The sequence below is a fragment of the Pseudomonas sp. 31 R 17 genome (assembly GCF_900004915.1).
In the GTDB taxonomy this organism is placed as follows: domain Bacteria; phylum Pseudomonadota; class Gammaproteobacteria; order Pseudomonadales; family Pseudomonadaceae; genus Aquipseudomonas; species Aquipseudomonas orientalis_A.
The window spans coordinates 54,219-73,150 of sequence record NZ_CVTN01000060.1 but is presented as its reverse complement, the minus strand read 5'-3'; the positions used below and the strand labels follow the sequence as shown (position 1 = coordinate 73,150).

The window sequence follows — 18,932 nt, the reverse complement described above, 5'->3', positions numbered from 1 at the left end:
AGCCTGCGTTCGGCCAGCGTGGTTTAACGGGGCGCCTGAGATCAAGATCAAAAGCCAGATCAAGAGCGACTCGCTTCGCATCGTGGTTACGGTTTGGCGCTGCTGAGTTGTGTAGATACCTATGCCCCAATGAGGCCGTGACAGTCACTCAATACTCAAGCGGACACCCCGGCATCCGCCATCAACCCCACCCCTTCGATCGCCGTGATCGCGCACTGCTCGTCAATATCCGACGTATCCCCGCTGATCCCGATCGCCCCCAGCACCACGCCGTCCTGATTGCGAATCAACACCCCACCCGGCGCCGGCACCACACTGCCCTGCCCCAGGCTGTTCAGCGCCGCGATAAACGCCGGCCGCTGCTGCGCATCGAGCGCCAGCAGGCGTGAGCCTTTGCCGAGAGCAATCGCGCCCCAGGCTTTGCCGATGGCGATCTGCGGGCGCAGCAGGCTCGCGCCATCTTCGCGTTGCAGGGCGACCAGGTGCCCTCCACTGTCGAGCACCGCGATGGTCAGCGGCGCGGCAGCAATGGTGCGGCCCGCAGCGAGGGCCTGGCTGGCCAGTTGGGTGGCAATCTTCAAGGTTAAAGCGCTCATGGTGCCGTCCTTCTCTTGTTATTGGGAATACGTTGGAGCGTCTGTTTGATCAGATGCCGGACCGAACAAATAGAACACAATAATATTTGTTTTTGTATACAATATTTTCAAACAAAGCTTCCATACGTCGACAAAAGTGATTCAGACGAACGCAAAGCTCAGTTTATGAAATGCATTGACCTACGCCGCTCGCCGTGAATACACTTTGCTCAGACACCACTTGTATACAATTACAAAACGCAAGAGGCACCAAAACCATGAGCAAAATGAGAGCAATCGAAGCCGCCGTCCTGGTGATGCGCCGTGAAGGGGTGGACACCGCCTTCGGTATCCCGGGCGCCGCGATCAACCCGCTGTATTCGGCCTTGCAGAAGGTGGGTGGCATCGATCACGTCCTTGCTCGCCACGTTGAAGGCGCCTCACACATGGCCGAGGGCTACACCCGCACCAAGGCCGGCAACATCGGCGTGTGCATCGGCACCTCGGGCCCGGCGGGCACCGACATGGTCACCGGCCTGTACAGCGCCTCGGCCGATTCGATCCCGATCCTGTGCATCACCGGGCAAGCGCCGCGCGCCCGGATGCACAAGGAAGACTTCCAGGCCGTGGACATCACCAGCATCGTCAAGCCGGTGACCAAGTGGGCGACCACCGTCCTGGAGCCCGGCCAGGTGCCCTACGCGTTTCAAAAAGCTTTTTATGAGATGCGCTCCGGCCGCCCCGGCCCGGTCTTGATCGACTTGCCGTTCGACGTACAGATGGCCGAGATCGAGTTCGACATCGACGCCTACCAGCCGCTGCCCCTGGCCAAGCCTTTGGCCACCCGCATTCAGGTAGAGAAAGCCCTGGCAATGCTCGACCAGGCAGAGCGCCCCTTGCTGGTCAGCGGCGGTGGTGTGATCAACGCCGACGCCAGCGAGCTGCTGGTGGAATTCGCCGAGCTGACGGGCATCCCGGTGATCCCTACCCTGATGGGCTGGGGCACTATCCCCGACGATCACCCGCTGATGGTGGGCATGGTCGGCCTGCAGACGTCCCATCGTTACGGCAACGCGACGATGCTCAAGTCCGACGTGGTCCTGGGTATCGGTAACCGCTGGGCCAACCGTCACACCGGCTCGGTGGAGGTGTACACCGAAGGGCGCAAATTCATTCACGTCGACATTGAACCTACACAGATCGGCCGCGTGTTTACGCCGGACCTGGGCATCGTGTCCGACGCCGGCTCCGCGCTGACGATGTTCATCGAAGTGGCCCGCGAGTGGAAAGCCGCCGGCAAGCTCAAGGACCGCAGCGCCTGGCTGCACGACTGCCAGCAGCGCAAGGCCACCCTGCACCGCAAGACTCACTTCGACAACGTACCGGTCAAGCCGCAACGGGTGTATGAAGAGATGAACCAGGTGTTCGGCAAAGACACCTGTTACGTCAGCACCATCGGCCTGTCGCAGATTGCCGGCGCGCAGTTCCTGCATGTGTACAAACCACGCCACTGGATCAACTGCGGCCAGGCTGGCCCACTGGGCTGGACCATTCCGGCGGCGCTCGGCGTAGTCAAGGCTGACCCGAGCCGCAAAGTCGTGGCGTTGTCCGGCGACTACGACTTCCAGTTCATGATCGAAGAGCTGGCCGTCGGCGCCCAGTTCAAGCTGCCGTATATCCACGTGGTGGTGAACAACTCGTATCTGGGGCTGATCCGCCAGGCGCAACGCGGCTTTGAAATGGACTACTGCGTGCAGTTGTCTTTCGACAACCTCAACGCCCCGGAACTCAACGGCTATGGCGTCGACCATGTGGCCGTCGCCGAGGGCCTGGGTTGCAAGGCGCTGCGTGTGTTCGAGCCGAGCCAGATCCAGCCGGCGCTGCGCCGCGCCCAGGAAATGATCGAAGAATTCAGGGTGCCGGTGATCGTTGAGATTATTCTGGAACGGGTGACCAATATTTCCATGGGCACCGAGATCAACGCCGTCAACGAATTCGAAGACCTGGCCCTGGTCGGCAACGACGCACCGACCGCCATTTCCCTGCTCGATTAAGGAGAACCCTATGCCGCGCTTTGCCGCCAACCTGTCCATGCTGTTTACCGAACAGGATTTCCTTGCCCGCTTCAAAGCGGCCGCCGATGCGGGCTTCGAAGGTGTGGAATACCTGTTCCCGTATGAATTCAGTTCAGCCGACATCAAGGCGCAGCTCGACGCCAACGGCCTGACCCAGGTGCTGTTCAACCTGCCCGCCGGGGACTGGGCCAAAGGCGAGCGCGGCCTGGCCTGCCACCCCGACCGGGTCGAAGAATTCCGCGCCGGGGTCAAGCTGGCCATCGCCTACGCCCAGGTCCTGGGCAATACCCAGGTCAACTGCCTGGCGGGCATTGCGCCGCAAGGCGTGGATGACGAAACCGTGGAAAAGACCTTCGTCGCCAACCTCAAGTACGCCGCCAACGCATTGCAGGCCGCGGGCATCAAGCTGGTGATGGAGATGATCAACACCCGCGATATCCCCGGGTTCTACCTGAACAACACCACCCAGGCCCTGTCGATTCGCGAGCAGGTGGGCAGTGACAATCTGTTCCTGCAGTACGACATCTATCACATGCAGATCATGGAAGGCGATTTGGCCCGGACCATGGCGACGCACCTGGGGGTCATCAACCATATCCAGCTGGCGGACAACCCGGGGCGTCATGAGCCGGGGACGGGGGAGATCAATTACCGGTTCCTGTTCGAACATCTGGACCGGATTGGCTACACGGGTTGGGTTGGCTGTGAATACAAGCCGCTGACCACTACCGAAGCGGGTTTGGGTTGGCTCAAAACCCATAACGCCATCTAACAGACACCGGCAGCTTATGTGGGAGGGGGCTTGCCCCCGATAGCAGTGGTTCAGTCACATCATCTACATCTGACACACCGCAATCGGGGGCAAGCCCCCTCCCACATTGGACCGGCAGCGTCTGGCAGGCTTCAGCAAGTCTGCTATCGAATAAAAAAGAGGATTTTGATCATGGCTAAAATCGGATTTATCGGCACCGGCATCATGGGCCAACCCATGGCCGCCAACCTGCAGAAAGCAGGTCATCAATTGTTTCTTTCCGAGCATCACGGCAAAGCGCCTGCCGAGCTGATCGCTGCCGGCGCGGTGGCGCTGGCCAACCCGCAGCAAGTGGCCCAGGAAGCCGAATTCATCATTGTGATGGTGCCGGATACCCCGCAGGTCGAAGACGTGCTGTTCCGGGCCGACGGCGTGGCCGCCGGGCTGTCGCCCCGTAAAGTGGTGATCGACATGAGTTCGATCTCCCCTACCGCCACCAAGGCGTTCGCGGCCAAGGTCAACGAGACGGGCGCGCAGTACCTGGATGCCCCGGTGTCCGGTGGTGAAGTCGGCGCCAAGGCCGGCACGCTGAGCATCATGATTGGTGGCGAGCCGCAGACCTTCGAGCGCGCCCTGCCGCTGTTCCAGGCCATGGGCAAGAACATCACCCTGGTCGGCGGCAACGGCGATGGCCAGACCGCCAAGGTCGCCAACCAGATCATCGTCGCGCTGAATATCCAGGCGGTGGCCGAGGCACTGCTGTTCGCCTCGAAAAATGGCGCGGACCCGGCCAAGGTGCGTGAAGCGCTGATGGGCGGCTTTGCGTCGTCGAAAATTCTCGAAGTGCATGGCGAACGCATGATCAAGGGCACCTTCGACCCGGGTTTCCGTATCAACCTGCACCAGAAGGACTTGAACCTGGCCCTGGCCGGGGCCAAGGAGTTGGGGATCAACCTGCCGAACACCGCCGGCACCCAGCAAGTGTTCAGCACCTGTGCCGCGCTTGGCGGCGGCAACTGGGACCATTCGGCGCTGATCAAGGGCCTGGAGCATATGGCGAATTTCTCGATTCGCGATAAATAAGCTGCAATGAAATGCAAATCAGTGTGGGAGGGGGCTTGCCCCCGATTGCGGTGTGTCAGGTGTAGGTGGTGTGACTGAAACACTGCTATCGGGGGCAAGCCCCCTCCCACAGTTGATGGCATTTCAAGTCTGGAATTAATGCGCCTCTAATAACAAGAATCTCCCGGAGCCCGCTTATGTCGGTCGATCCGCAACACCTGCTTCGCGAGCTGTTTGCCACAGCCATCGACGCCGCCCACCCCCGGCAAGTCCTTGAACCTTACCTGCCCGCCGACCGCAGCGGCCGTGTGATCGTGATCGGCGCCGGCAAGGCCGCCGCCGCCATGGCGCTGGTCGTGGAGCACTGCTGGCAGGGCGAGGTCAGCGGCCTGGTCGTCACCCGCTACGGCCACGGTGCACCGTGCAAGAAAATCGAAGTGGTCGAGGCCGCGCATCCCGTGCCCGACGCTGCCGGCCTGGCCGTGGCCAAACGCGTGCTGGAGCTGATCAGTGACCTGAACGAAGACGATCGCGTGATCTTCCTGCTCTCCGGTGGCGGCTCCGCCTTGCTCGCCCTGCCCGCCGACGGCATCACCCTGGCCGACAAGCAAAGCCTCAACAAGGCCCTGCTCAAGTCCGGCGCCACCATTGGCGAGATGAACTGCGTGCGCAAGCATCTCTCGGCGATCAAGGGTGGACGGTTGGCCAAGGCCGCGTGGCCCGCCACGGTCTACACCTACGCCATTTCCGATGTGCCGGGCGACCTGGCCACGGTAATCGCTTCCGGCCCCACCGTCGGCGACCCCAGCACCTCGCAACAGGCCCTGGCGATCCTCAAGCGCTACGGCATCGACATCCCGGCCTCGGTGCGCAGTTGGCTGCAAGACCCCGCCTCGGAAACCGTCAAGCCCGGCGACCCGCTGCTGGCGCGCAGCCACTTCCAGTTGATCGCCCGGCCGCAGCAATCCCTGGAAGCGGTGGCGGTGAAAGTGCGCCAGGCCGGTTTCAGCCCGCTGATCCTCGGCGACCTTGAAGGTGAAGCGCGCGAGGTGGCCAAGGTGCACGCCGGCATCGCCCGGCAAATCGTGCAGCACGGCCAACCGTTGGCGGCGCCGTGCGTGATCCTCTCCGGCGGCGAAACCACCGTCACCGTGCGCGGCGATGGCCGTGGCGGGCGCAACGCGGAATTTTTGCTCAGCCTCACCGACAGCCTCAAGGGCCTGCCCGGCGTCTACGCCCTGGCCGGCGACACCGATGGCATCGACGGCTCGGAAGACAACGCCGGCGCGCTCATGACCCCGTGCAGCTACCGCCGCGCCGAAGCCCTGGGCCTGAGCGCCAGCGACGAGCTGGATAACAACAACGGCTACGGCTATTTCGCCGCCCTGGGCGACTTGATCGTCACCGAGCCGACCCGCACCAACGTCAACGACTTCCGCGCCATCCTGATCCTTGAGACCGCCAAACATGACGCCTGACAAGAAGGTCAAAATCCTCGCCACCCTGGGCCCGGCCACCGATGGAATCGATGGCATCCGCGAGCTGGTGCAGGCCGGGTGAATATCTTTCGCCTCAACTTCAGCCACGGCGATCACGCCGATCACGCGCAGCGTTACCAGTGGATTCGCCAGGTAGAGCGCCAACTGAATTACCCGCTGGGCATCCTCATGGACCTGCAAGGGCCCAAGCTGCGCGTCGGGCGCTTTGCCGAGGGCAAGGTGCAACTGGTGCGCGGCCAGGCGCTGCGCCTGGACCTGGATGAAACACCGGGCGATCAATGCCGGGTCAACCTGCCCCACCCGGAAATCATCGCGGCGCTGGAGCCCGGCATGGACCTGTTGCTGGACGACGGCAAGCTGCGCTTGCGCGTCATCACCCGGCACGCCGACGCCATCGACACCACCGTGCTCAATGGTGGCGAGCTGTCCGACCGCAAAGGCGTGAATGTGCCCCAGGCACTGTTGCAACTCAGCCCGCTGACCGCCAAGGACCGTCGCGACCTGAGCTTTGGCCTGGAGCTGGGCGTGGACTGGGTGGCGCTGTCGTTCGTGCAGCGCCCGGAAGATATCCGCGAAGCCCGCGCACTGATCGGCGACAGGGCCTTCCTGATGGCCAAGATCGAGAAGCCCTCGGCGGTGCAACAACTGCGCGAAATCGCCGAATTGAGTGATGCGATCATGGTGGCCCGTGGCGACCTGGGCGTGGAAGTGCCGGCCGAAAGCGTGCCGCACATCCAGAAGGACATCATCAAGACCTGCCGCCAACTGGGTAAACCGGTGGTGGTAGCGACCCAGATGCTCGAGTCCATGCGTTTCTCTCCGGCACCGACCCGCGCCGAAGTCACCGACGTGGCCAATGCGGTGGCCGAAGGGGCGGATGCGCTGATGCTGTCGGCCGAAACGGCCTCGGGCGACTACCCGCTGGAAGCCGTGCAGATGATGAGCAAGATCATCCGCCAGGTAGAAAACGGCCCGGATTACCAGGCCCAGCTGGATGTCAGCCGGCCCGGGGCGGATGCCACGGTGTCGGACGCCATCAGCTGCGCGATCCGCCGCATCAGCAGCATTCTGCCGGTGGCGGTGCTGGTGAACTACAGCGAGTCGGGCGCCTCCAGCCTGCGCGCGGCACGGGAGCGGCCGGTGGCGCCGATCCTCACGCTCACGCCAAACCTGTCCACGGCGCGGCGCTTGAGCGTGGCGTGGGGGGTGCACTCGGTGGTCAATGATCGGCTTCGGCAGGTGGATGAGGTGTGTTCCACCGCGCTTGAGATCGCCCAGGCTCAGGGCATGGCGCAGCGTGGGGATACGTTGGTGATTACTGCGGGGGTGCCGTTCGGGCAGTTGGGGTCGACCAACTCCTTGCGTATCGAAACCCTACTGTAGGAGCGAGCTTGCTCGCGAAGAACGTCAATGCTGACGCAGGCATCCTGAATGCACGCGGCGCCCTTAGGTTTTTCGCGAGCAAGCTCGCTCCTACAGGGAGCTGCCATGCACAATCCAACCTGCCCCGACTGGGCCGAAGCCCTGCTCAACGGCTTCAGCCAGATCTTTCTCCAGCGCCATCCGCTGTGCGGCCTGCTGTGCCTGTTGGCGATCCTGATCGGCGCGCCGGGGTTGCTCGGCGGCGCATTGCTGGGTGGCGTCGCAGGCTTGCTCACGGCGCAGCGCCGAGGCTACCCCAAGGCTGAACGCCAGGCCGGGCTGTACAGCTACAACGGCGTATTGCTGGGCGTGTTGATCAGCCAGCACCTGGCCTGGTCGGCCCTGGTGCCGCCGCTGATCCTCGCCTGTGGCGGCTTGAGCGCGATGCTGGTGCGGCAGTGGTCGAAATACGCCGCCCAACCTCAGGACCTGCCCGCCTACACCACACCCTTTGTCGGCCTGGGCTGGTTGTTGCTGGGCAACATCATCGCGCCCGCGACCTTGGCCCTGAGCGAGCCCGAGCCCCTGACGGTAATCGCTGCGCCATTCACCGGCCTGGCGCAAGCGATGCTGTTGGACCAGCCCCTGGCCGGAGCCTTGATTGCGCTCGGCCTGCTGCTGGCTGATCGGCGCGCCGCCGTATGGGCACTCAGCGGCGCCATCGCCGGCGTGCCGGTCGCCTTGCTGCTGGGCGAAACCAGCGGCGCCCTGCTCGGCCTGCACAGCTATAACCCGGCGCTCGCCGCCCTGGCACTGAGCCAGGCACGCCGCGAGCCCTGGTTGCCGCTGATCGGCATCGTCCTGGCAATCATGCTCACCCCCGGCTTCGCCGCCCTGCACCTGCCGGCGCTGACGGCGCCCTTCATTCTGACCTGCTGGCTGGTGCGCGCCAGCCAGCGAATACTGCGCAAGCCGCGCATGGACAGTCCGTACGAATCCCCCTAGGCTTTGCCGATATTCAATTCGAGCGGGATTTATGGACAGCAACAACGACTGGCGCCAGCGGCTCTACGTGATGGTTTTCCAAAGCGACACCGTCGCCGGGCGGCGCTTTGACGGCATCCTGTTGTTGATCATCCTCGCCAGCCTGGTGATCGTGATGCTCGACAGCATCGACGAAATTCACCAGAACTACGCTGACGTGCTGGCCTATATCGAGTGGGGCTTCACGCTGATCTTCGCCATCGAGTACGGCCTGCGCCTGTACTGCTCGCCCAAGCCATTGCGCTACGCCTTCAGTTTTTACGGACTGGTGGATCTGCTCGCGATCGTGCCCGGCATCCTCGCGTTGTACTACAGCGACGCGCAGTACCTGCTGATTATCCGCATCATCCGCATGCTGCGGATCTTCCGCGTCCTCAAGCTCAGTCCGTACCTCAAGCAGGCCAACTACCTGATGGCGGCGCTGCGCGGCAGCAAACAGAAGATCGTGGTGTTCCTGGTCAGCGTGTGTACCCTGGTGACAGTGTTCGGCACCCTGATGTACGTGATCGAGGGCCCGGAGCACGGGTTTACCAGCATTCCCAAGGGCATCTATTGGGCGATCGTGACGCTCACCACCGTGGGCTTTGGCGATATCGTGCCCAAGACCCCGCTGGGCCAGGTGATTTCCTCGCTGGTGATGATCACCGGCTACTCGATTATTGCCGTGCCAACCGGGATATTCACCGCCGAGCTGGCCAGTGCCATGCGCGGTGAACAGCTGCAGACCGATTGCCCTGTGTGCAAGAAGAACAGCCACGAGCCGAATGCGGCGTTTTGTTCACGCTGTGGCAGCAACCTGTTTAAGAAAGTGGAATAAGCAAAGTTCTTTTTAATCTTTAAGCGACTATGCAGCCCCGGCTATAGTCGCTGGCATTGTGCCTCCCCCCTTCTCTCGAACAACAAGGAATGAGCAGTGAAAAACATCCTCAGCGCCTCCCTCCTGGCCGCCGGCCTGGCCCTGGCCGGCGCCGTCCAGGCGGCTCCGGTCACTCTGCTCAACGTCTCCTACGACGTGATGCGTGATTTCTACAAAGACTACAACGCCGCCTTCCAGAAGCATTGGGACGCCGAGCACCCGAATGACAAGCTGACCCTGCAGATGTCCTTCGGCGGCTCCAGCAAACAAGCGCGCTCGGTGATCGACGGCCTGCCGGCGGACGTGATTACCATGAACATGGCCACCGACATCAACGCCCTGGCCGACAACGGCAAGCTCGTACCGGACAACTGGGTCACCCGCCTGCCGAACAACAGTGCGCCGTTTACCTCGGCCACTGTCTTTATCGTGCGCAAAGGCAACCCGAAAGCCCTGAAAGATTGGCCGGATCTGCTCAAGGATGGCGTGCAAGTGATCGTGCCCAACCCGAAGACCTCGGGTAACGGCCGCTACACCTACCTGTCGGCCTGGGGCTATGTGCTGAAGAACGGCGGCGACGAAGAAAAAGCCAAGGCCTTTGTCGGCAAGCTGTTCAAACAGGCACCGGTACTCGACACCGGTGGCCGGGCAGCGACGACCACGTTCATGACCAACCAGCTCGGCGACGTGCTGGTGACCTTTGAGAACGAAGCGGAAATGATCGCCCGTGAATTCGGTCGTGATCAGTTCGAAGTGATCTACCCAAGCGTGTCCGCCGAGGCCGAGCCGCCGGTGTCGGTGGTGGACAAAGTGGTCGAGAAAAAAGGCACCCGCGCCGCCGCCGAAGACTACCTGAAGTACCTGTGGTCGCCGCAAGGCCAGGAAATCGCCGCCAACAACTACCTGCGCCCGCGTGACCCGAACGTGCTGGCCAAGTACACCGACCGTTTCCCGAAAGTCGACTTCCTGTCGGTGGAGAAGACCTTTGGTGACTGGCGCACCGTGCAGAAAACCCACTTCAATGACGGTGGGGTGTTTGACCAGATTTACACCGGCCAGTAAGCGTTCCGGCTGAATACACACCGTCAGAACTGTGGGAGGGGGCTTGCCCCCTCCCACATTGGTTTGGCGTTGAATCATTATTTCGCGGCATGACCGTTATCAGCACAAGCGGCCTACTCAGCGCCGGCCGATGTCTTTACTCTCTCCTCCCATCGTCCTTCGCCTGCATGAGAACCCCATGAATGCTACCCCCCACGCTACCGGCACCATGACCCGAGGCATGGTCATGCTGTTTGCGTTTTGCTGCGGCGCCATCGTCGCCAACATCTACTACGCGCAGCCGATTATCGAACTGATCGCGCCGGACATCGGCCTCTCCCCGGCAATGGCCAGCCTGATCGTGTCGCTCACGCAGATCGGCTACGCCCTGGGCCTGTTCTTCCTGGTGCCGCTGGGGGACCTGCTGGAAAATCGCAGGCTGATGATCATCACCACGGTGGTGGCCATCGCCAGCCTGTTGGGCGCCGCGTTCACCGAGCAGCCCAACCTGTTTTTGCTGGTGTCGCTGCTGATCGGCTTCAGTTCGGTGTCGGTGCAGATCCTGATCCCGTTGGCCGCACACCTGGCGCCTGCCGAGTCCCGTGGCCGGGTGGTCGGCAGCATCATGGGCGGCCTGCTGCTGGGCATTCTGCTGGCGCGACCGGTGTCCAGCGTGGTGGCGGACCACTTCGGCTGGCGGGCGATGTTCATGGCGGCGGCGGCATTGATGGCGTTTATCAGTGTGGTGTTGATGCTGACCATTCCCAAGCGCCAACCGACGCACAGCGCCAGTTACGGCCAGTTGCTGGGTTCGCTGGGTACCTTGCTGCGTGAGCAGCCGGTATTGCGCCAGCGTGCGTTTTATCAAGGTTGCATGTTTGCTGCGTTCAGCCTGTTCTGGACCGCCGCGCCACTGGAACTGGTGCGCAACCACGGCCTCAGCCAGACCCAGATCGCGATCTTCGCCCTGGTCGGTGCCATCGGTGCCATCGCCGCGCCCATCGCCGGGCGGCTGGCCGATGCCGGCCACACCCACCGCGCCTCGTTGCTGGCGATGCTGCTGGGTGCGCTGAGTTTCCTGCCGGCCTTCGTGCACCCGCTGTACAGCGTGATCGGCCTGGCGGTAACGGGCGTCGTACTGGACTTCTGCGTGCAGATGAACATGGTCCTCGGCCAGCGTGCCGTCTACGCCCTCGACGCCCATAGTCGCAGCCGCCTGAACGCGCTGTACATGACCAGCATCTTCATTGGCGGTGCCTTCGGCTCGGCGATTGCCAGCAGCGTGTACGAACACGGCGGTTGGCTGGGCGTGATGCTGGTGGGCAGTGTATTCCCACTGGTGGCGTTGTTGCGGTTCCTCAGTGCATCGCGGCAGGTAGCGGTCGCCAACGCCTAAGAACGCACCAACTTCTCCAAAGCCGCATCCGCCAGAAATGACGAGCGGCTTTTGACGTTGTGTTCACGCACGTAACGGTCGATGCGTTGGATCACATAACCGGGCAAGGTCACATTGACCTTCTCGGTCTTGCCCAGATAGGGCGAGATATCCAGCTCCAACATGCCCCAGCCCATACCGGCGTAGTCTTCATGGGCGTGATGAGTGGCAACCGAGGTTGGCATTGGAATCACCCCGCCCTCTGCGGCAATCTCCTGCAGCATGAGGTGCGCCACTTCCACGGCCGCGTTGTAGGCCTCTTCGAAACTGTCCCCGGCGGTGACGGCGCCCGAAATATCGGGGATCTGGATACCGGTGGCGGTGAAGTCATCGCCCCATTCGATACAGATTGGGTATTGCATGCATGCTCTCCTTAAAACTGAAACAGCCCGGCGCGTTTCCTGATGCTTCTCACAGTGCCCAACGGCAGATCCTTCTTCGGATGGGGCACCGGTATCGTGTACGGGTTATAGCGGTGGGTGAAAAGGTGCTGGCTGCCGGTGACCCGATCCAGCACCCAGCCCGCTTCCAGCAACTCCTTGATCAATAGCCTGCTTTGCACCGTCGCCTCCTTGGCTCGGACTGAATAAAACGTAACCCTAGAGTTATATTTATTCAAGCACAGAATGGCCAAGCCTGACTGACGGTTGTTTTACCGGATATTGATGAGAGGTTCGGCGCCGCTTCAGGCTCAAGCCGAGTGCGCGTGGTCCAGGCAACACAGCAAACGGGCGACCGTGTGTTCCAGCGGGCCGGAGTTATCCAGCACGAATAAACCCGCGCCATTGGCGGCGATCAGCGCCTCGGTGAACTGCGCGTTGCGCGCCAGGCGTTCCTCGATGTCCAGCAGGGACTCACGCCCGCGCGCGACCAGGCGCTGGCGCAGTACGGCTTGATCAACGGTCAGCAGCAGTACCAGCAGCGTCGGGTAACGCTCGCGGGTTTGCGCCAGGTACGCGCGCGAGCCGTTGACCAGCACGTCCTCCCCGGCCGCCAGCCACTCGTCAATCTCCTTGGGAATGCCGTAGGACAACCCATTGGCCTGCCAACTGAGGGCAAACGCGCCCTGCGCCTGCATCGCCGCAAACTGCACCGGGCTCACGCCTTGCGCCGCCTCGCCCACCGCTTCCGCCGAGCGCGTAATCACGCGGCGCACAATGCGGCAACCACGCTCGGCCAACCGGGCGCGTGCGGCATCCAGCAGGCTGTCCTTGCCCGAACCTGAAGGTCCGATGAGATAGATCAACCTGCCTGCCATCACACCACTCTCTTTGCTTGTTTTCACACGGGTCGGCCCTGTGCCGGTTTGCCCGGTACCGCAGAGTATATCCAGCGATTGCCCGGCAACCAGGCCGGCGGTGGTCACCTTACCGGGAAAGGGTGAGCGGTGACAGCGGTGGAGGGCTGCGCTGCTTCCTCGTCTCAATTCAGACGGCGCGACGCTTGAGCCAGCCAGGAACTTTCCTACAATCTGCGTGGCTTACAGTTGCTATAACGCACCGTTAGCCTCTCGCAGTCGCTGCTCATCAGCGATCAGGCTTGGTCGCCTGGGTTAGAATGGCGCACAGTGCCGCGCAAGCGGCATTCTTGTGCTCGCGTTACGGCGGGCTGTGCGCGGGAGGGCTCAGGGCCCTGCCGGGTTTCCATTCCCTGGTCGACCAACCTGCGTACAGCTCGCCACCCTTCTGCTTGGTCGCGGATGTGGTGAGCTCCAACTGAATGGAGACTGACTGCATGAAAAAAGTTACGCCAAATCCCCCATCATTCCACTCGGATGACCTTTCACAAACCTCACCCAACCTCATCTTCACCGTCCGTCCCGGCCTCAGTACCGAAGCGGCGTTAAGCAATGCCAGCGAAATGCTGGAGTCGGCGACAGTCTGTGCGTACGACTGCGCCGAGCATCTGGATGGCTCAGGCCGCAAGCAGGTGCTGGCGGTCGTGCAGATGATCGAAATTGCGCAGTTGTTGGTGGATGAAGCGCTGAACCGGGAGTGTCCTGTAGCTTGATAACAAGATCGTTCCCACGCTCTGCGTGGGAATGCCGCCCTGGACGCTCCGCGTCCTGCTTTTTTGCGCACGGGTGACGCGGAGCGCGGGAACGATCATCAGAGGCAAGAAAAAGGCGACCCCGAAGGTTAATGCCAGTCAGTTAAGCGAACGAAATGCTTAAAGCAGCGAAGATCCCCTGTGGGAGGGGCGGTGCGACGATTCGACTTGCCCCCGATGGCGGCCTCAGGACCGACCAGGATGTTGGATCAGATCGAGTACATATCCGTTTCTGCGGTAACGGCTGCTATGGGTTCCGCTTTTACAGCGGCTCACTTTTGAAAAGCGCAAAAGTAAGCAAAACGCTCTTGCCCCACCACTCGGCACCTCGCCCAGGCTCGGTGTGCCCGAACGCAGGCTTGAATCCGTGGGCCGCCGCAATGGGCCATCCCTGGCCCAGTGCGGCTAACCCGGCGTCCTGCCGGGTTGCCCACGGATTCAAGCCTGCGTTCGGCCAGCGTGGTTTAACAGGGCGCCTAAGATCAAGAGCCAGATCAAGATCGACTCGCTTCGCATCGTGGTTACGGTTGAGCGCTACAGAGTTGTGTAAATATCTATGTTTCGTTCGCTTAACTGACTGGCATTAACCCGAAGGTCGCCTTTTATCAATGCGCGTACTGCTTGCTCAACCCAGGCGGCACGCCCTGCACGCTGGTCTCTTCCCACGGCCCGTTCGGGCTGATGGAGCGGCTCCAGCCGTTGCTCCAGCGGTAGTAGGTGCGCTGGCGGTAGAAGGTATCGGGCTGGTCGTCGAGGACGTACACCTGCATCTTGCCGTCCCAGTGACTGGCGGCGCCTGGGGGTGGGGCGAAGGTCGGCGATTTGCTCGGCAGCGGTTTTGGCGGCGGGGTCACCGGGCCGGAGGGTTTGGTGTCGGGCTGGGTCGACGGGCCCGACGGTGGGATGGTCGGGCCGGTGGGGCCCGGAGGTGGCCGGTGAACCGCACAGGCGCTCAATCCCACGACGAGGCTGAGCAGGGTCATACGTGCAAATGCGTTCATGGGCGTTTCCTTAAATTACTTGTCCGGACTGTCGATGGTCAGCTGCTGCAGCGCAGTCATGCTGCTGGCCAAGGGTTGGCTGCGGCCGATCCACTCGCCAGCGGTTGGAACACCTGCCCGGGATATGCGCGCAACCAGTTGGACTTCAGGGAAGTTGGACAGTTTCAACTGCGGCATCATCGCGTCGGCATCGCTCAGTTCCACGGTGACAGGCAGTTCGGCAACGCTGACCCGTTTGGCCGCGAGCGGCGCAGGCGGGCCGCTGACGGCGCGGGCGAAGATAAACACGCTGTCACCCGGCAGGGCCTTGGCTTTCACGTCGGCGGACAGGTCCACGCGCACTTTCAGCACCGCCTTTTGCGCAACAGTACCACCGCTCTCCCGGAGCTTTTGCGCAGCGCGATCGATACCGCCCTGCAGCGCCACACGGGAATTGTCGTCGGGCGGCAGTTGCGCCAACAGACGATTCCAGTAGTCGATAGCCTCCTGATAGCGCTGGCCTTCAAAGGCGGCAATACCGAGCAGGCCGAGGCTGGTGACTTCCTTTGGATCGAGCTTCAAGGCTTCGTCGGTCAACGCCTGAACCTTGGGCGACCACTGTTTGTTGTCGGCAAAATACTGCGCCTGGGCCCACTGCCCGAGCAACTCCGGCTGGCGGCCGGCCAAGGCAACGCTGCGTTCAAACACCTTGGCGGCATCGGCGGAGCGATCCTGGGCCATGTAGGCGCGGCCCAGGAAGTACAGGCCCTCAGCTGAATCCGGCTGGGCCACTGCGGCACGTTCCAGGCGCTGCGTCATGTCGGCCATCGACACCGGCGGCTGGGAGAACTCGCGGGTCAGCTCGACCTTGTCGCTCGCCCCGTAATGCAGGTACAGCGCAACGCCCAGCACCGGCACGAGAAACGCCGCCAACAATGGCAGCGGCTTGCCCAAGCGTGATTCGCGCGGTTTGTCCACGCCTTCGGTATCGGCCAGCAACTCACGCGCAGCTTCCGCGCGGCCGGTATCGAGTTGCGCCGCATCCAGGACGCCGTCGTCGCGCTGCACTTGCAGTTCGGCGACGCGCTCTTGGTACAGCGCCACGTTCAGCGCGGTGCGATCCTCTTCGCGCTGGGCACGACGGCCGCGCAGCACAGGGATCAACAGGAAACTCAGGGCAATCAACAGCAGCAGGCCGGCTGCGAGCCAGAAATCAATCATCGGTCTTGGTGTCCAGCAGTTGGTCGAGGCGTTTACGCTCTTCGGGGGACAGCGCGTCGCTGCCATCGGCAGGTGCGGCGCGGCGACGGCGCACGATGACGGCCATCACCACCACGCCGGTCAGCAGCAGTCCGACGGGACCGAACCAGAGCAGCGCGGTCTTGCCGGTAAGCGCCGGTTTATAGCGCACAAAATCACCGTAGCGGTCGACCATGAAGTCGATGATCTGCTGGTTGTCCTTGCCCTCCCCCAGCATGCGGAAGATTTCCTTGCGCAGGTCGGCGGCGATGGGCGCGTTGGAGTCGGCGATGTCCTGGTTCTGGCACTTGGGGCAGCGCAGTTCCTTGGTCAGCTCGCGGAAACGCTCGCGGTCACCGTCGTTGGCGAATTCGTAGGTGTCGATGGCGGCGTGGGCCACACCGGCCAGGCCCAGCGCCAGTACAGCCGCGACTAACAGACGCTTCATGGTTTGGCCTCGTCGACCAGCGCCTGGTACTTGGCAGCCAGTTGCTCGCGCCAGACTACTTCGTCGATCACGCCGACGTACTTGTCGCGGATCACGCCTTTAGCGTCGATAAAGAAGGTTTCCGGAGCACCATAGACGCCGAGGTTCAGGCCGAGGTTGCCGTCTTCATCACGAATATCCAGCTGGTACGGGTTGTGAAATTCGGCCAGCCACTTCAAGGCTGCTGCATTGTCATCCTTGTAGTTGATGCCATAGATCACCACGCCCTTCTCGGCGAGTTTGTTCAACACCGGGTGTTCGACGCGGCAGGAGATGCACCAGGTACCCCACACGTTGACCAGCGCCGGCTTGCCCAGCAGGTCGGCGCGGGTCAGTTGCTTGTCGCCCTGCACAGTGGGCAGCGAAAATTCCGGGAATGGCTTGCCGATCATGGCCGACGGCAACTCGGCCGGGTCCAGGTACAAGCCGCGATAGAGGAACACCGCCACCACCAGGAACGCTGCCAGCGGCAGCACCATCAATCCACGCTTCATACCGCCGCTCCCATGCCGAGCGCTTCACGCACCCGGCTCTTGACCTTGACCCGATACCGCCGGTCCAGCGCCGCGAGCAAACCACCCAACCCGGTCAGCAAGCCGCCGAACCAGATCCAGCGCACGAACGGTTTCACATGCACGCGCACCGCCCAGGCGCCGTCGCCCAGGGGTTCACCCAACGCCACGTACAGGTCACGGGTGAAACCGGCATCGATGCCCGCCTCGGTCATCATCGAACTCTGCACGGTGTACAGGCGTTTTTCCGGGTGCAGCACGGCGATTTCCTGACCGTTGCGCACCACGCGTACGGTGCCTTTGTCTGACGTGAAATTCGGCCCTTCAAAGTGCCTGGCGCCTTCGAAGATGAACTGGTAACCGCCCAGGTCCATGGACTCGCCGGGCGCCAGGCGCAAGTCGCGCTCGGCGCTGTTCTGGCTCGACAGCACCACGCCCAGGGCGCAGACGGCGATGCCGATATGGGCGATCTGCATGCCCCAGTAGCTGCGGGTCAAGGTCGGCAGGCCTTTGATCAGGCCCTTGTGGCGGGTCTTGTCGGCGATATCGCGCACGCCGGCCAGCAACACCCAGGCCGCGAGCAGGAAGGTGGCGAGCACCGCCCAGTTGAAGTCGCCGTAGGCAACCCCGGCGATCACGGCCAGGGCCACACTGCCCAGCAGCACCGGCATCAGCATGCCGGCCAGCCATTTCACCGGGGTGTCTTTCCAGCGCACCAGCACACCGACCGCCATCACCACCATCAACAGGCCCATCAACGGAATGAACAAGGCGTTGAAGTACGGCGGGCCGACGGACAGCTTGGCGCCGCTCAAGGCATCCAGCACCAGGGGGTAGAGGGTGCCGAGCAGAATCATCGACGCCGCCACCACCAGCACCAGGTTGTTACCCAGCAGCAAGGTTTCCCGCGACCACAGGTTAAAGCCGACCTGGCTCTTGACCACTGGCGCGCGCAGGGCGAACAGGGTCAGCGAACCGCCGACAACAAACAGCAGGAAGATCAGGATGAATACGCCGCGCGCAGGGTCGGAAGCAAACGCATGCACCGACGTCAGTACGCCCGAACGCACCAGGAACGTACCGAGCAGGCTGAGGGAAAATGCCGCGATGGCCAGCAACACGGTCCAGCTCTTGAACACACCGCGTTTTTCGGTGACGGCCAGCGAATGAATCAGCGCGGTGCCGACCAGCCAGGGCATGAAGGAGGCGTTTTCCACCGGGTCCCAGAACCACCAGCCGCCCCAGCCGAGCTCGTAATAAGCCCACCACGAACCGAGGGTGATGCCAATGCCGAGGAAGGCCCAGGCGACGATGGTCCATGGCCGCGACCAGCGCGCCCAGGCCGCATCGAGACGCCCGCCGAGCAAGGCGGCGATGGCGAAGGCAAAGGCCACGGAAAACCCGACATAGCCCATGTAGAGCATCGGTGGGTGCACGATCAGGCCGATGTCTTGCAGCAGCGGGTTGAGGTCATGCCCGTCCACGGGGATCTGCGGCAGGATGCGGCCGAACGGGTTGGACGTCATGATCAGGAACAGCAAAAAACCGATGCTGATCATGCCCATCACCGCCAGCACCCGCGCCAGCATGACCTGCGGCAACTGGCGGGAGAACACCGACACGGCGAAGGTCCAGCCACCGAGGATCAGCGCCCACAGCAGCAGCGAACCTTCGTGGGCGCCCCACACGGCGCTGAACTTGTAGTACCAGGGCAGTGCACTGTTGGAGTTATTGGCGACATAGGCGACGGAAAAGTCGTCGGTCATGAATGCGTAGGTCAGGCAACCGAAGGCGAACAGCAGGAACGCGAACTGCCCCCAGGCGGCCGGCTGCGCCAGGCTCATCCACAGGCGGTCACCGCGCCAGGCACCGAGCAACGGCACCACGGCCTGGACGATGGCAAAGCACAGGGCGAGGATCATCGCCAACTGGCCGAGTTCGGGAATAAACAAAGCGGCGTTCATG

Annotated in this window: 18 protein-coding genes and 2 pseudogenes; 11 read left to right on the top strand and 9 right to left on the bottom strand. The window is 62.6% G+C overall.

The features are described from left to right. Nucleotides 1–155: 155 nt before the first annotated feature. A complete protein-coding gene (locus BFP89_RS09285) occupies nt 156–596 on the bottom strand; it encodes a GlcG/HbpS family heme-binding protein (protein ID WP_065885193.1) in 441 nt (146 codons plus the stop codon). A 257-nt stretch (nt 597–853) separates the two neighbouring features. On the opposite strand from BFP89_RS09285, the gene gcl reads away from it, so the two are divergent. The 10 genes and pseudogenes from gcl to BFP89_RS09240 all read left to right on the top strand — a co-directional run bounded on the left by gcl (nt 854) and on the right by BFP89_RS09240 (nt 11,661). After that, nucleotides 854–2,629 carry a glyoxylate carboligase gene (gene gcl / locus BFP89_RS09280; RefSeq protein WP_065885192.1) on the top strand — a complete coding sequence of 592 codons (1,776 nt, stop codon included), beginning with the start codon at nt 854–856 and terminating at the stop codon, nt 2,627–2,629. Between the two features lie 10 nt (nt 2,630–2,639). Next, on the top strand, nt 2,640–3,422 hold the full coding sequence (gene hyi, locus BFP89_RS09275; protein ID WP_065885191.1) for a hydroxypyruvate isomerase: 783 nt from the start codon (nt 2,640–2,642) through the stop codon (nt 3,420–3,422). A gap of 171 nt (nt 3,423–3,593) precedes the next feature. Next, entirely contained in the window at nt 3,594–4,484 is an 891-nt protein-coding gene (locus tag BFP89_RS09270) for a 2-hydroxy-3-oxopropionate reductase (protein WP_065885190.1), read from the top strand. 176 nt (nt 4,485–4,660) lie between these two features. Further along, nucleotides 4,661–5,941 (top strand): glycerate kinase type-2 family protein, encoded by a 1,281-nt coding sequence (locus BFP89_RS09265; RefSeq protein ID WP_065885189.1) that lies wholly within the window; start codon nt 4,661–4,663, stop codon nt 5,939–5,941. Next, nucleotides 5,931–7,345, top strand: a pseudogene (gene pyk / locus BFP89_RS09260) (pyruvate kinase). Before BFP89_RS09265 ends, pyk begins: the two are co-directional and overlap by 11 nt. An 8-nt stretch (nt 7,346–7,353) precedes the next feature. Continuing rightward, nucleotides 7,354–7,449, top strand: a pseudogene (locus tag BFP89_RS29315) (outer membrane lipoprotein carrier protein LolA); the annotation flags it as partial. 1 nt (nt 7,450) lies between these two features. Next, nucleotides 7,451–8,329, top strand: a complete 879-nt coding sequence (locus BFP89_RS09255; protein ID WP_065885188.1) for an urea transporter — start codon at nt 7,451–7,453, stop codon at nt 8,327–8,329. 31 nt (nt 8,330–8,360) lie between these two features. Next, complete coding sequence (locus BFP89_RS09250) at nt 8,361–9,185, top strand: ion transporter (protein WP_065885187.1); 825 nt, start codon at nt 8,361–8,363, stop codon at nt 9,183–9,185. Between the two features lie 96 nt (nt 9,186–9,281). After that, nucleotides 9,282–10,286, top strand: a complete 1,005-nt coding sequence (locus BFP89_RS09245) for a sulfate ABC transporter substrate-binding protein (RefSeq protein WP_065885186.1) — start codon at nt 9,282–9,284, stop codon at nt 10,284–10,286. A 178-nt stretch (nt 10,287–10,464) separates the two neighbouring features. Further along, complete coding sequence (locus BFP89_RS09240; RefSeq protein ID WP_065885185.1) at nt 10,465–11,661, top strand: MFS transporter; 1,197 nt, start codon at nt 10,465–10,467, stop codon at nt 11,659–11,661. Here the strand turns inward: BFP89_RS09240 and BFP89_RS09235 are convergent. The 3 genes from BFP89_RS09235 to phnN all read right to left on the bottom strand — a co-directional run bounded on the left by BFP89_RS09235 (nt 11,658) and on the right by phnN (nt 12,958). Beyond that, entirely contained in the window at nt 11,658–12,062 is a 405-nt protein-coding gene (locus tag BFP89_RS09235; RefSeq protein WP_065885184.1) for a type II toxin-antitoxin system HicB family antitoxin, read from the bottom strand. The genes BFP89_RS09240 and BFP89_RS09235 overlap by 4 nt on opposite strands. A gap of 11 nt (nt 12,063–12,073) precedes the next feature. After that, nucleotides 12,074–12,262 carry a type II toxin-antitoxin system HicA family toxin gene (locus tag BFP89_RS09230; RefSeq protein WP_065885183.1) on the bottom strand — a complete coding sequence of 63 codons (189 nt, stop codon included), beginning with the start codon at nt 12,260–12,262 and terminating at the stop codon, nt 12,074–12,076. Between the two features lie 129 nt (nt 12,263–12,391). Beyond that, entirely contained in the window at nt 12,392–12,958 is a 567-nt protein-coding gene (phnN, locus tag BFP89_RS09225) for a phosphonate metabolism protein/1,5-bisphosphokinase (PRPP-forming) PhnN (RefSeq protein ID WP_065885182.1), read from the bottom strand. Nucleotides 12,959–13,434: 476 nt separating this feature from the next. Here phnN and BFP89_RS09220 point away from each other — a divergent pair, with 476 nt between their 5' ends. After that, nucleotides 13,435–13,710, top strand: coding sequence for a DUF6124 family protein (locus tag BFP89_RS09220; protein ID WP_065885181.1), 276 nt, complete (start codon nt 13,435–13,437; stop codon nt 13,708–13,710). A 644-nt stretch (nt 13,711–14,354) separates the two neighbouring features. On the opposite strand, the gene BFP89_RS09215 is transcribed toward BFP89_RS09220, so the two are convergent. From BFP89_RS09215 to BFP89_RS09195, 5 genes are read right to left on the bottom strand one after another with little or no spacing between them, the layout of a single operon-like run. Next, entirely contained in the window at nt 14,355–14,750 is a 396-nt protein-coding gene (locus BFP89_RS09215) for a hypothetical protein (protein ID WP_065885180.1), read from the bottom strand. 15 nt (nt 14,751–14,765) lie between these two features. Further along, nucleotides 14,766–15,950, bottom strand: a complete 1,185-nt coding sequence (ccmI, locus tag BFP89_RS09210; protein ID WP_065885179.1) for a c-type cytochrome biogenesis protein CcmI — start codon at nt 15,948–15,950, stop codon at nt 14,766–14,768. Further along, the gene (locus BFP89_RS09205; RefSeq protein ID WP_065885178.1) at nt 15,943–16,416 is read right to left on the bottom strand and encodes a cytochrome c-type biogenesis protein; all 474 of its coding nucleotides are present in this window, start codon (nt 16,414–16,416) and stop codon (nt 15,943–15,945) included. Before BFP89_RS09205 ends, ccmI begins: the two co-directional genes overlap by 8 nt. Continuing rightward, nucleotides 16,413–16,949, bottom strand: a complete 537-nt coding sequence (locus BFP89_RS09200) for a DsbE family thiol:disulfide interchange protein (RefSeq protein ID WP_065885177.1) — start codon at nt 16,947–16,949, stop codon at nt 16,413–16,415. The genes BFP89_RS09205 and BFP89_RS09200 overlap by 4 nt, the downstream gene beginning before the upstream one ends. Continuing rightward, a complete protein-coding gene (locus BFP89_RS09195; protein ID WP_065885176.1) occupies nt 16,946–18,931 on the bottom strand; it encodes a heme lyase CcmF/NrfE family subunit in 1,986 nt (661 codons plus the stop codon). Before BFP89_RS09195 ends, BFP89_RS09200 begins: the two co-directional genes overlap by 4 nt. Between the last annotated feature and the right edge of the window lies 1 nt (nt 18,932).